We start from the raw sequence: 12,070 nt of genomic DNA on the forward strand, positions 1-12,070 counted from the left end.
TCTCAGGAAGTGGGCTGGGCTTCGACGACGACGGCGGGGGTCCAGCGGGCCGCACGGCGCGCCAGACGCTCGGCCGGGGCCTCGTCGTCATAGATCATGGGTTCGGGGGTGCGGCCGTCGAACCCGTCGAGGTCGACGCCGCGGACGTTGATCACCGCCGTCAGCCCCTCCGGCGTCTCGGTGGTCGCGCCCACATAGACGCCGCACTCGGCGCAGACCAGGAAGTCGGTGTTCCCCTGGCCGAACCGATAGCGGGTGACGGCGCCCGGGGCGGCCTCGAAGTGGGCGTGGCCCGCCGGGTCGCTGGTGGTCAGGCCGTTGTGCCGCCGGCAGAAGGTGCACTGGCAGGCCCGGAGCGGCAGTTCGGCGGCCGTCAGCGCGGTGTCCAGGCTGACCCGGATCGCCCCGCAGTGGCAGTGGCCGGCGAGCGTGGTCATGCCGGCTCCCTGGACAGGTGCGACAGTTCGTGGGCGTTGGCTTCCCAGTTCTGGCCGTCGAAGGCGGTGAGGTCGAGGTCGACGCCGTCCAGGCTGTCGAGGCAACGGGCGTTGACGCTCCAGCCGTCCGGGTTGGACCGCGGACGGTAGAAGGCCTTCACCCCGCACTCGGCGCAGAACAGGTGCTTCGCCACCCGGGTGTTGAACGTGTATTCGGCCAGCCGCTCGGCCCCGCGGACGATGCGGAACCGGCTCTCCGGCACGATGACGTGCACGAACCCCGTCTTGGCGCACATCGAGCAATTGCACGTCTGCGCCTCGACGGTCGCGGGGAGCGCCACTTCAAAGCGCACGCCGCCGCAATGGCATCCGCCGCCCCGCCATTCGAACGGTGCGTCAGACATGGGCCGCTCCCACATCCACCGGGCTCGCCGGTCGAAACATCCTCCCTTCCTCCTCGATGGAGGAAGGGTCGGGGATGGTGGTGGGGGCAATGAGTGGCTCGTCCAGGCGCTCGTGGGCGCCAGCGCCAACCTGCGCCGTCTGCCCAAGCTCAGCGGCCCCACCACCACCCAACCCTCCTCCATCGAGGAGGAGGGCTTCGCGAATGAGATCGATCACGCCGTGCACGTCGTCCCACACCTGCCGATCGCTGAAGCGCAGCACGCGATAGCCTTCCGCTTCGAGCCAGCGTTGACGCTCGGCGTCCCGCAAGGCCACCTCCGGCAGGCGCTCGTGCACGCCGCCGTCCACCTCAATGACAAGCCGCCGCCCGTGTGAGGCGAAATCGACGAAGTAGCGACCGATCGGCGCCTGCCGCCGGAAGTTCTGGTCGAGCTTCCGCAGCTCTTTCCACAGCTTCAGCTCCGCGCCATTCATCCGGCGCCGCATGCCGCGAGCGCGTGAGGTCGCGCCCGAGGGCAGCCCTTCGCGCTCATAGAGCCCACTCACTTGTAGCTGACCGCCTTGGCCGCCTTCACGATCTTCTCGACCGAGGGCAGCGACAGCGCCTCCAGGTTCGCGGCGTAGGGCAGTGGCACGTCCTCCTGGCAGACCCGCGCGGGCGGGGGCGTCCAGGTAGTCGAAGGCCTCCTCCAGCACCTTGGCGCAGATCTCGGCGCCGACGCCCATCGGGCCCCAGCCTTCCTCCACCGTCACCAGCCGGTTGGTCTTCTTCACGCTCTCGACGACGGTCGCATAGTCCATCGGCCGGATGGTGCGCAGGTCGATGACCTCCGCCTCGATCCCGTCGGCCGCCAGTTCCTCGGCCGCCTTCAGGCAGAAACCGACCATCCGGGAATAGGCGACGAGCGTGACGTCCTTGCCCTCGCGGCGGACCTTGGCCTTGCCGATCGGCACGACCCAGTCGACGCCCTCCGGCACGTCGAACTCGGTCCCGTAGAGCATCTCGTGCTCCAGGAAGACCACCGGGTTCGGGTCGCGGATGGCGGCCTTCAGCAGGCCCTTGGCGTCGGCCGCGTCGTAGGGCGCGATCACCTTCAGGCCCGGCACGTGGCCGTACCAGGCGGCGTAGTCCTGGCTGTGCTGCGCCGCCACCCGGGCCGCGGCGCCGTTGGGGCCCCGGAACACCACGGAGGTCTTCAGCTGGCCGCCGGACATGTAGAGGGTCTTCGCGGCCGAATTGATAATGTGATCAATGGCCTGCATGGCGAAGTTGAAGGTCATGAACTCGATGATGGGCTTCAGGCCCGCCATCGCCGCGCCCACGCCCACGCCGGCGAAGCCGTACTCGGTGATTGGGGTGTCGATCACCCGCTGGTCGCCGAACTCCTGCAGCAGGTCGCGGGAGACCTTGTAGGCCCCCTGGTACTGTGCGACCTCCTCGCCCATCAGGAAGACGTCCGGGTCCCGGCGCATCTCCTCGGCCATGGCGTCGCGCAGCGCGTCGCGGACCGTGGTCTTCACGAGGCTGACGCCTTCCGGCAGCTCCGGATCCTTCAGCGCCTGCGCCGGCTTCACCGGGGCCGGGCCCTCGCCTTCCGGCTGCGGCTTGGCCGCTTCGGGCCTGCTTCTCCGGGTCGCCCGCGGCGGCCGAGGCCGGGGCGGACGGCGGCGGGGCCGCGGCGGCCGCGCCGCCCTCGCCCGCCAGCCGCGCGATCGGCGTGTTGACCTTCACCTCCTCGGACCCTTCCGGGACCAGGATGGCCTCGATCACGCCCTCGTCGACGGCTTCCACCTCCATGGTGGCCTTGTCGGTCTCGATCTCGGCGATCACGTCGCCGGAGCGCACGGTGTCGCCGACCTTCACGTGCCACTTGGCGAGCGTGCCCTCCTCCATGGTGGGCGACAGGGCCGGCATCAGAACGTCGGTCATGCGCGCGCTTCCGTATAGACGTCGGTGTACAGCTCGGACGGGTCGGGCTCGGGCGAGGTGCGGGCGAACTCCGCCGCATCGGCGACGATCTTCTTCACCTCGGCGTCGAGCGCCTTCAGCGTCGCCTCGTCGGCGAAGCCCTGCTTCTCGAGCAGCTCCTCCACATGGTCGATCGGGTCGCGCGTCTTGCGCACCTCGTCCACCTCGTCGCGGGTCCGGTACTTGGCCGGGTCGCTCATGGAGTGGCCGCGGTAGCGGTAGGTCTTCATCTCCAGGATGTAGGGGCCCTGGCCCGAGGCGGCGTGCTCGCGGGCCTTGGCCGCGGCGGCGCGGACCGCCAGCACGTCCATGCCGTCCACTTCCTCGCCGGGGATCCCGAACGAGATCCCCCGCTTGTGCAGCCGGGTCTCCGACGACGACCGCTCGATCGAGGTGCCCATGGCGTACTGGTTGTTCTCGATCACATAGACCACGGGCAGCTTCCAGAGCTGCGCCATGTTGAAGCTCTCGTAGACTTGGCCCTGGTTGGCCGCACCGTCGCCGAAGTAGGTCCAGGAGACCTTGTCGTTCTTCCGGTACTTGTTGCTGAGCGCCAAGCCGGTCCCCAGGCTGACCTGGGCGCCGACGATCCCGTGGCCGCCGTAGAAGTCGGCTTCCATCGAGAACATGTGCATCGAGCCGCCCTTGCCCTTGGACGAGCCGCCGGCCCGGCCGGTGAGCTCGGCCATGACCTCGCGCGGGTCCATGCCGCAGGCCAGCATATGGCCGTGGTCGCGGTAGCCGGTGATCACCTCGTCGCCCGGCTCGCGCACCGACTCGATGCCGACCGCGATCGCTTCCTGGCCGATGTAGAGGTGGCAGAAGCCGCCGATCAGGCCCATGCCGTAGAGCTGGCCCGCCCGCTCCTCGAAGCGGCGGATCATCAGCATGTCGCGGTAATAACCGAGAAGCTCTTCCTTGGTGGCCCCTACCCCATCGCCTTTCGGATGGGAGCCATTGGCCTTCCGGCCGGCAGCGGCTGCCTGCCCACGCGCCATGCGTCTCTCCGTGATCTCTTGCTTGGCCCTTTTGTTAGAACTGCCGAAGCAGGCCTAGGGCTTCATGCGGATCACATAGTCTCTTGGATCGGCGAAGCCTAGCAGGGAGCGCGCCCTTTCCTCCAGGAGATCGCGGGAAAGGCTCGCGTCGCGCATGAGCTGGGCGCGCATTTCCAGGTCCTGCCGCTGGGCGCGCAGGGCCGCGAGTTCGCGGGTCTTGGCCACCAGGGTCGCGTCGCGGCTGTCGGACTTCAGCAGGCCGGCGTCGCCGGTCAGCGCATGGAATCCGAAGTAGAAGATCAGGAAGGCGAGCGCCGCGGTCGGCAGGTACGGGCGAAGGCGGGCGAGCACGGGCGAATCCCTGGGGCGGTGTTCGGGAGATTCGCGCCAACGTGCTTAATAGGCCGCTAACCTTCCCCCTCGCCGAGCACGGTTTTCAGCGCCTCGATCCAAAGCGCCGTCTGCCGCGGCGTCGTGGCGGCCAGGCCCGCGGCGATGATCAGCGACTTCCAGAGCGTCCAGCCCTTCGCCCGCGCCCAGGTCCCGGGGTCCGGCGCCAGCCTCGCCCGGAACGCGGCCCGCGCCTCCGCGTCCAGGAAGGTCCAGGCGATGCCGTAGTCGCAGGCCGGGTCGCCGACGCTGAGCTGGCCGAAGTCGATCACCGCCGAAAGCCGGCCGTCCGCGACCAGCAGGTTCGAGGGCGCCACGTCGCCGTGAACCCAGACCGGCGGCCGGTCCCAGCGGGCCGCCAGCGCCCGGTCCCAGAGCGACCGGGCGAGCCTGGCGTCGATCCGGCCCTCCAGCTTCGCCAGCGCGGCCTGGGTCTCCGGGTCATAGACCGCCAGGTCGCCGCCGCGGTGGAAGCTGTGCGCGCCCGCCGGCGGCCCGTCGGCGGCCTCGATGGCCTGGAAGGCGTCGAGGAAGCCCGCCAGGTCCTCGGCGAAGCCTGCAAGATCCGCGGGCGGCGCGGCGTCGGCCGCCTCGCCCGGCAGCCAGCGGCACACCGACCAGGGGAAGGGATAGCCCTCCCCCGGCCGCCCCATCGCAACGGGCGCCGGGATCGGCAGCGGCAGGCGCGGCGCGAGCCTCGGCAGCCAGGCCTGCTCCTTCTCCACGGCGGCGGCGTAGCGCGCGTGCGACGGCAGCCGGACGCTTAAGCGCTCGCCCAGATGGAAGGTGCGATTGTCCCAGCCGCCATGGGCCACCGGGCGGACGTCGAGGCCCGCCCACTGCGGGGAACTGGCCGGCCACGAGCCGGCGGACGAGGGCGGCGTCGATCCCGACGTCCGCCCCCGCCAAGATCAGCGGACCTTGAGCGCCTTGCGGCCGAGGTAGATGGCCTGGTCGCCCAGCTCCTCCTCGATGCGCAGCAGCTGGTTGTACTTGGCCGTCCGGTCGGAGCGGGCCAGCGAGCCGGTCTTGATCTGACCGCAGTTGGTGGCCACCGCCAGGTCGGCGATGGTCGAGTCCTCGGTCTCGCCCGAGCGGTGGCTCATGACGGCCGTGTAGGCGGCGCGGTGGGCCATGTCGACGGCGTCCAACGTCTCGGACAGCGTGCCGATCTGGTTGACCTTGATCAGGATGGAGTTCGCCAGGCCCTGGTCGACGCCCTGCGACAGGCGCGCCGGGTTGGTGACGAAGAGGTCGTCGCCGACGAGCTGCACCTTGCCGCCCAGGCGCTCGGTCAGCAGCTTCCAGCCCTCGAAGTCGTCCTCGGCGCAGCCGTCCTCGATGGTGACGATCGGGAACTTGGCGACCAGGCCCGCCAGGTAGTCGACCATGCCGGCCGGGTCGACGGTCTTGCCCTCGCCTTCCATGACGTACTTGCCGCCCTTGAAGAACTCGGTCGACGCCACGTCGAGGCCGAGCACGAAGTCGTCCTCGACCTTGTAGCCGGCCGCCTCGCCCGCCTTGACGATGAAGGCCAGCGCGTCCTCGGCGCTCGACAGGTTCGGCGCGAAGCCGCCCTCGTCCCCGACGTTGGTGTTGTGGCCGGCGTCGTGCAGCGCCTTCTTCAGGCCGTGGAAGATCTCCGCGCCCATCCGCAGGCCTTCCGCGAAGGTGGCCGCGCCGGTCGGCAGGATCATGAACTCCTGGATGTCGATCGGATTGTCCGCGTGGGCGCCGCCGTTGATGATGTTCATCATCGGCACCGGCACGACGCGGGCCGACACCCCGCCCACGTACTTGTAGAGCGGCAGGGCCGCCGAGCTCGCCGCCGCCTTCGCCGTCGCCAGGCTGACGCCCAGGATGGCGTTGGCGCCCAGCCGGCTCTTGTTCGCCGTGCCGTCCAGCTCGATGAGCAGGCTGTCGATGCGACGCTGGTCCTCGGCGTCGATGCCGGCCAGCGCGTCGTAGATCTCGCCGTTCACGGCTTCCACCGCCTGGCGGACGCCCTTGCCGCCGTAGCGGCCCTTCTCCCCGTCGCGCTTCTCCACGGCCTCGTGGGCGCCGGTGGAGGCGCCCGACGGCACCGCCGCACGGCCCATGGAGCCGTCCTCGAGGATCACGTCGACTTCGACCGTCGGATTGCCGCGGCTGTCCAGGATCTCGCGGGCGTTGATGTCGACGATCTCGGTCATGGAAGTCTCCTGGTCTGCGGGGGGCGGGCGTGGCTTAGCCAGCTTCCCTCCCAGGAGCAACCTCGCGGCCGTCCTTTCCCATGCTGCGGAAGGGTCGCCGGAAACGCAAAACGCCGGCCTCGCGGCCGGCGTCTCGTCGGAGCACGTCACTCGGAAGGAAGGGCTTAGTCTTCCTTCGGGGTCAGGACCTGGCGGCCCTTGTACATGCCGGTCTTCAGATCGACGTGGTGCGGGCGCTTCAGTTCGCCGGTTTCCTTGTCTTCGACGAAGGAGTTCGGGCCCAGCGCGTGGTGCGAGCGCCGCATGTTGCGCCGCGAGGGCGATGTTTTTCGCTTAGGAACGGCCATGGGAGAATCTCGCCGGCGTGGAAATGGAAGCGGCGACCGGTGAGGGCCGCCGACGTGAGCGGGGGCTTATGCATGAAAGCCCATGCGGATTCAAGCGCCACGGTATAGGCTTTACGACGTAAGCACCTATGGGGGGGCGGATCCATGCCGCAGGAACTCATCTTCGCGCCCATGGGCGCGCTGGCGCTTCTCACCTTCCTGGTCCTGGGCTTCATCCCGATCCGGCGCTTCCGGGCGGTCGGCGCGGGCCGCGCGAAGCCCGAGGACTTCCTGTTCGGGGAATCGCGCCGGGTGCCCGGCGACGTCTCGATCCCCAACCGCAACTACATGAACCTGCTCGAGCTGCCGATGCTGTTCTACGTCGGCGGCCTGATGTTCTACGTCGCCGAGCGGGTCGACGCCGTGACCCTGGTGCTGGCCTGGACCTTCGTGGGCCTGCGCGCCGCCCACTCCCTGATCCACATGACCTACAACCACATCCTCCATCGGCTGAGCGCGTTTGCGCTCTCCAACTTCGTGCTGATGGCCTTCTGGGTGTGGTTCTTCCTGCGACTAGGCGCGGGCTAGCAGCTTCTTCGGCGCGACATTCGCCCACGCCAGACGCAGCAGCAGGCTGAGCAGCGCCCCGTCCGCCTTCTCGAACCACACATAGGTCCAGCCGTGGTGCGGGTACCATTCCGCCTCCTCGACGATCCCCGGGTGTTCGGCGGCGAGATTGAGCTGATCGTCGCGGTCGAGCTTCAGGACGATCCGCGGGCGGTCCAGGTGGACGGTGCAGAAGATCTTCTTGTTCACCCGGAACGACGGGATGCCGTGGTGGTCCTGCTCGTAGGCCTCCGGCAGGGCGAGCGCGAGGGGGCGGATGTCGTCGCGGCTGGGCATCGCCGCCAGCATAGCCAAGCTTCGGAGCCTGGGCGATAACGTCGGTATGGAAGACGGCGACTCCAGGAAGCGGCTGGACCAGTTCGTGGACGCGGCCTTCGCGTTCGCGGTGACCCTGCTGCTGATCACCGGGGCCGAGGCGCCGACCGACCTCAACGACCTGAAGCGCGCGCTCCTCTACCTGCCTTCCTCGCTCGCCGCCTTCGTGCTGATCGTGCTGTTCTGGAACTCGCACCGCTCGTTCAGCCGGGTGACCCCTGTGCGCGACGGCTGGACCACCCTGCTCAGCCTGGCGGTGGTGTTCACCGTCCTGGTCTATGTCCACCCGCTCCGCTTCCTGATGCAGGCGCTGTTCTACTGGCTGAGCCAGGGCCGTCTGCCCGGTCAGGAGCTGATCCACGGCTACGGGGACCTGGCCGCGCTCTACCAGATCTACGGCGTCGGCTTTGCGGTGCTCTCGGGCCTGGTGGCGGCGCTCTTCGCACGTTCGACCGCGCTCGCGCCTACCCCGGAGATCGCGGCGGCCGCCCGCGCCTGGCGGGATGCCTGGCTGGTCTGCACGGCGAGCGGCGTGATCTCGGCGCTGCTCACCTTCCTGCCCCTGGAGCGCGCGCCCTGGCTGCCGCCGATGACCTACAGCTTCATCCCGGTCGCCATCTGGCTGAACCAGCGCCTCGCCGCTGCGCTGGCGAAGCGCGCCCCGGCGGCGGAGACCGCCGAGGACAACACGGCCGCGGCCGCCTAGACCAGCCGGCTCCGCTCCTTGGCCGCGCCGATGAAGCTGGAGAACAGCGGGTGCGGGTCGAACGGCCGGCTCTTCAGCTCGGGGTGGTACTGCACGCCCACGAACCACGGATGGTCGCCGCGCTCGCAGATCTCCGGCAGCACGCCGTCCGGCGACAGCCCCGTGAACTTCAGCCCCGTGGCCTCGATCCGTTCGCGGTAGTCGATATTGACCTCGTAGCGGTGCCGGTGGCGCTCGGAGATCGTCGGCGCGCCATAGATCTCGGCCACCTTCGAGCCCGGCGCGAGCACAGCGTCATAGGCCCCGCAGCGCATGGTGCCGCCGAGCTCGCCGCCCGCCTGGCGGGTCTCGCGTTCGTTGCCGCGCACCCACTCGGTCATCAGGCCGACGATCGGCTCCGAGGTCGGGCCGAACTCGGTCGACGAGGCCGCATGGATGCCGGCCAGGTTCCGGGCCGCCTCGATCATCGCCATCTGCATGCCGAAGCAGATGCCGAAATAGGGGATGGCGTGCTCGCGGGCGAACTGCACCGCCCGGATCATGCCCTCCGAGCCGCGCTCGCCGAAGGCGCCGGGCACCAGCACCCCGTGGACGCCGGTCAGCCGCTCGCCGATCAGCTCCCGGTCCTTCTCGAAGGCCTCGCCCTCGATCCAGTCGAACTTCACGCGGACATTGTTCGCCACGCCGCCGTGGACCAGCGCCTCGACCAGGGATTTGTAGGCGTCGGTCAGCCCCGTGTACTTGCCGACGATGGCGATGTTCACCTCGCCGTCCGGATGGCTCAGCGTGTGGGAGATCTGCTGCCAGCGGGAGAGGTCCGGCGCGGGCGCCGTGTCGCTCATCCCGAAGACGTCGAGCACTTCCCGGTCCAGCCCCTCGGCATGGTAGTCCAGCGGCACGTGGTAGATGTTCGGGCTGTCCATCGCCTGGATCACGGCGCTTGGGCGCACGTTGCAGAACTGGGCGATCTTCCGCCGCTCCCCCTCCGGGATCTCCATCTCGCAGCGGCAGAGCAGGATGTCCGGCTGGATGCCGATGGACCGCAGCTCCTTCACCGAGTGCTGGGTCGGCTTGGTCTTCATCTCGCCGGCCGTCTTGATGAACGGCAGCAGCGTCAGGTGGATAAAGCAGGCGTGGCCGCGCGGCAGCTCCTGGCCGAGCTGGCGGATCGCCTCGAAGAACGGCAGGCCCTCGATGTCGCCGACCGTGCCGCCGACTTCCACGAGCACGAAGTCCACGCCCTCGCCGGGATCGGAGAGGACGAAGTCCTTGATCTCGCCGGTGACGTGCGGGATCACCTGGACCGTCGCGCCGAGGTAGTCCCCGCGCCGCTCCTTCTCGATGATCGTCTTGTAGATCTGCCCGGTGGTGATGTTGTCGGCGCGCGTCGCGTTGACGCCGGTGAACCGCTCGTAGTGGCCGAGGTCGAGGTCGGTCTCGGCCCCGTCGTCGGTCACGAAGACCTCGCCGTGCTGATAGGGGCTCATCGTCCCCGGATCGACGTTCAGATACGGGTCGAGCTTGCGGAGGCGGACCTTGTAGCCACGTGCCTGGAGGAGCGCGCCGAGGGCGGCGGACGCGAGACCTTTACCAAGGGAAGAGACCACGCCGCCGGTGATGAAAATGTACCGGGCCATGGGCGTTCAGATTACCCCTGATTCGCGGCGGCGACTCAGGCGGCTATCAAATTCATCCACGGCTTACTGCTGCGGCGCCGGGGCCGTCGGCTGGGCCGGAGCCGGCTCGCCGAGCAGCGGATTGCGAACGGTCGGGGCCGGCGCGGTGATCGGCGCGGGCTGGCCGCTGGGCTGGGCCGGCTGGGCCTGGCCCTGGGGCGGCGTGTTCAGCGTCGTCGGGTCGATGGCGTTGACCTTCAGCCGGTCGACGACCGAGGAGGCGCCCCGCTCGCGGCCCGCCAGGATGGTCAGCAGCAGGGCGACCGCGAAGAACGTCCCGCCGAGGATCCAGGTGATGCGCGTCAGCAGGTCGCCCCGCGCCGCGCGCGGTCATGAAGCCCGACGGCCCGCCGCCCATGCCCAGCGCGCCGCCTTCCGAGCGCTGGAGCAGCACCACGCCCACGAGGCCGAGGCTGACGAGGACTTCGATGACCAGGAGGATGGTGAGCAGCATGCGAGCTTTCGGGCGTCCGTGCGTTCGGGCGGCAACACCACCCTGAAATTGAAGCGCGCGCTCTATCACCGAGCCTGCGCCAAAGCCATACCTAGGACGTCGCAGCCCCGTGGCAAGAATGATTCTCGACCTGACGCGTCTGCCGATCCTGGAAACCGAACGCCTGCGGCTCGATCCGCTGACGCCGGAGGACGCCGCCGACATCTTCCCGATCGTCGACGACCCGGAGGTGATGGCCGCCTGGGACTGGCCCGAGATCGACGACCCCGACATGGTCGCCGACATCATCCGCAGCCAGGTGGAGGCCATGGCCGCCGGCCGGGCCATCCATTGGGCGATCCGCACGCTCGGCGACGCGCGCTTCGTCGGCGCCATCGACCTCACCGAGATCGACCGCCGCCACCGCCGCGCCGAGGTGGGCTTCAAGCTCGCCAAGGGCTCCTGGGACCTGGGCTATCCGATGGAGGCCCTGACCACGGTGACCGCCTACGCCGCCGTCAGCGGGCTGCGCAAGCTCAGCGCCCGCACCTATCTCGGCGCCCGTCGCTCGGAAGCCCTGCTGGAAGGCCTCGGCTTCAAGGAGGAGGGCCTGCTCCGCGGCCATATCCTCGAGGACGGCGAACGCCGCGACCTGCGCCTCTTCGGCCTGCTGCTTTAGGCAAGGTCATCCCTCCCCTTCAGGGGAGGGTGGACGAGGCGAAGCCTCGCCGGGTGGGGGGAGTCACGCTCAAGCCCGGACGACGGGACTGGCCCACCCTGCCCCACCCTGGCCGCTGGCGCGGCCTGCCCCTCCCCCTGAAGGGGAGGGATTGGGCCCCTAGAGCGCCCGGATGATCCCCAGGAAGTCCTCGGCCTTCAGCGAGGCCCCGCCCACCAGGGCGCCGCCCACCTCGTCGGCGTGGAGGATCTCGGCGGCGTTGCCCGGCTTCACCGACCCGCCGTAGAGGATGGGCGCGGTCTTCCCGTGGTCGTCGAACTGCTCGACCAGGGTCGCGCGGATGGCGCGGTGCACCTCCTCGATCTCCGGCATGGTGGGCGTGAGCCCGGTGCCGATCGCCCAGACCGGCTCATAGGCCACCGAGAACGCCTGGCCGGCCAACTCCGCCGGCAGCGACCCCCTCACCTGCCCCGTCACGACCGCCAGCGCTTCGCCGGCTTTGCGCTGGGCCAGGGTCTCGCCCACGCAGACGATGGGCTCCACGCCGGCCCTGAGCGCCGCGCGGGTCTTGGCCGCCACGATGTCGTCGGTCTCGCGGTAGCCGTCGCGCCGCTCGGAGTGGCCGAGGATCACCAGCTTGGCGCCGGCGTCGGCCAGCATCTCGGCCGAGGTGTCCCCGGTGAAGGCGCCCGCGTCTTCCCAGTGGGCGTCCTGGCCGCCGACCAGCACGCTCGACCCGGCCAGCGCCTCGGCCATGCGGTGGATCAGCACCGCGGGCGGGCAGATCGCCACCCGGCCGGCGGCCCCCGCCGCGCCCTCGGCGATCGCCTTCGCCTCACCCAGGGCGGCGGCGGTCCCGTTCATCTTCCAGTTTCCGGCGATCAGCGGCGTCGGAGCGGTCATTTGGCCTCACTTCT

15 protein-coding genes and 1 pseudogene are annotated in these 12,070 nt (G+C 69.7%); 3 read left to right on the forward strand and 13 right to left on the reverse strand.

The window, feature by feature from the left end:
• Positions 1-2: 2 nt before the first annotated feature.
• The 9 genes and pseudogenes from LRS04_RS21045 to rpmF all read right to left on the reverse strand — a co-directional run bounded on the left by LRS04_RS21045 (position 3) and on the right by rpmF (position 6,738).
• The gene (locus tag LRS04_RS21045) at positions 3-437 is read right to left on the reverse strand and encodes a GFA family protein (protein WP_257818051.1); all 435 of its coding nucleotides are present in this window, start codon (positions 435-437) and stop codon (positions 3-5) included.
• Complete coding sequence (locus LRS04_RS21050) at positions 434-841, reverse strand: GFA family protein (RefSeq protein ID WP_257818052.1); 408 nt, start codon at positions 839-841, stop codon at positions 434-436. Before LRS04_RS21050 ends, LRS04_RS21045 begins: the two co-directional genes overlap by 4 nt.
• Positions 834-1,388, reverse strand: coding sequence for an endonuclease domain-containing protein (locus LRS04_RS21055; protein WP_257818053.1), 555 nt, complete (start codon positions 1,386-1,388; stop codon positions 834-836). Before LRS04_RS21055 ends, LRS04_RS21050 begins: the two co-directional genes overlap by 8 nt.
• Positions 1,385-2,772: pseudogene (locus tag LRS04_RS21060) on the reverse strand (pyruvate dehydrogenase complex E1 component subunit beta). The gene LRS04_RS21055 and the pseudogene LRS04_RS21060 overlap by 4 nt, the downstream one beginning before the upstream one ends.
• Positions 2,769-3,809, reverse strand: coding sequence for a pyruvate dehydrogenase (acetyl-transferring) E1 component subunit alpha (gene pdhA / locus LRS04_RS21065; RefSeq protein WP_257818054.1), 1,041 nt, complete (start codon positions 3,807-3,809; stop codon positions 2,769-2,771). Before pdhA ends, LRS04_RS21060 begins: the two are co-directional and overlap by 4 nt.
• 54 nt (positions 3,810-3,863) lie before the next feature.
• Positions 3,864-4,160 carry a septum formation initiator family protein gene (locus LRS04_RS21070; RefSeq protein ID WP_257818055.1) on the reverse strand — a complete coding sequence of 99 codons (297 nt, stop codon included), beginning with the start codon at positions 4,158-4,160 and terminating at the stop codon, positions 3,864-3,866.
• A 56-nt stretch (positions 4,161-4,216) separates the two neighbouring features.
• Positions 4,217-5,014 (reverse strand): aminoglycoside phosphotransferase family protein, encoded by a 798-nt coding sequence (locus tag LRS04_RS21075; RefSeq protein WP_257818056.1) that lies wholly within the window; start codon positions 5,012-5,014, stop codon positions 4,217-4,219.
• A gap of 96 nt (positions 5,015-5,110) precedes the next feature.
• Positions 5,111-6,391: a phosphopyruvate hydratase gene (eno, locus tag LRS04_RS21080; RefSeq protein WP_257818057.1), complete on the reverse strand. Its 1,281-nt coding sequence runs from the start codon at positions 6,389-6,391 to the stop codon at positions 5,111-5,113.
• 164 nt (positions 6,392-6,555) lie between these two features.
• Entirely contained in the window at positions 6,556-6,738 is a 183-nt protein-coding gene (rpmF, locus tag LRS04_RS21085; RefSeq protein WP_257818058.1) for a 50S ribosomal protein L32, read from the reverse strand.
• A 144-nt stretch (positions 6,739-6,882) separates the two neighbouring features.
• Here rpmF and LRS04_RS21090 point away from each other — a divergent pair, with 144 nt between their 5' ends.
• Complete coding sequence (locus LRS04_RS21090) at positions 6,883-7,305, forward strand: MAPEG family protein (RefSeq protein ID WP_257818059.1); 423 nt, start codon at positions 6,883-6,885, stop codon at positions 7,303-7,305.
• On the opposite strand, the gene LRS04_RS21095 is transcribed toward LRS04_RS21090, so the two are convergent.
• On the reverse strand, positions 7,291-7,632 hold the full coding sequence (locus LRS04_RS21095; protein WP_257818060.1) for an MmcQ/YjbR family DNA-binding protein: 342 nt from the start codon (positions 7,630-7,632) through the stop codon (positions 7,291-7,293). The two genes, LRS04_RS21090 and LRS04_RS21095, sit on opposite strands and share 15 nt — an antisense overlap.
• A gap of 34 nt (positions 7,633-7,666) precedes the next feature.
• Between LRS04_RS21095 and LRS04_RS21100 the strand changes: the two genes are divergently transcribed.
• A complete protein-coding gene (locus LRS04_RS21100) occupies positions 7,667-8,365 on the forward strand; it encodes a TMEM175 family protein (RefSeq protein WP_257818061.1) in 699 nt (232 codons plus the stop codon).
• Here the strand turns inward: LRS04_RS21100 and LRS04_RS21105 are convergent.
• Positions 8,362-10,002, reverse strand: a complete 1,641-nt coding sequence (locus LRS04_RS21105; protein ID WP_257818062.1) for a CTP synthase — start codon at positions 10,000-10,002, stop codon at positions 8,362-8,364. The genes LRS04_RS21100 and LRS04_RS21105 overlap by 4 nt on opposite strands.
• Positions 10,003-10,054: 52 nt before the next feature.
• Positions 10,055-10,495: a preprotein translocase subunit SecG gene (secG, locus tag LRS04_RS21110; protein WP_308238198.1), complete on the reverse strand. Its 441-nt coding sequence runs from the start codon at positions 10,493-10,495 to the stop codon at positions 10,055-10,057.
• 118 nt (positions 10,496-10,613) lie between these two features.
• Here secG and LRS04_RS21115 point away from each other — a divergent pair, with 118 nt between their 5' ends.
• A complete protein-coding gene (locus LRS04_RS21115) occupies positions 10,614-11,153 on the forward strand; it encodes a GNAT family N-acetyltransferase (protein WP_257818063.1) in 540 nt (179 codons plus the stop codon).
• A gap of 159 nt (positions 11,154-11,312) precedes the next feature.
• Here the strand turns inward: LRS04_RS21115 and tpiA are convergent, their stop codons facing one another.
• On the reverse strand, positions 11,313-12,056 hold the full coding sequence (gene tpiA, locus LRS04_RS21120; RefSeq protein ID WP_257818064.1) for a triose-phosphate isomerase: 744 nt from the start codon (positions 12,054-12,056) through the stop codon (positions 11,313-11,315).
• Positions 12,057-12,070: the final 14 nt, after the last annotated feature.

Source organism: Phenylobacterium sp. J367 (genome assembly GCF_024699985.1).
In the GTDB taxonomy this organism is placed as follows: domain Bacteria; phylum Pseudomonadota; class Alphaproteobacteria; order Caulobacterales; family Caulobacteraceae; genus Phenylobacterium.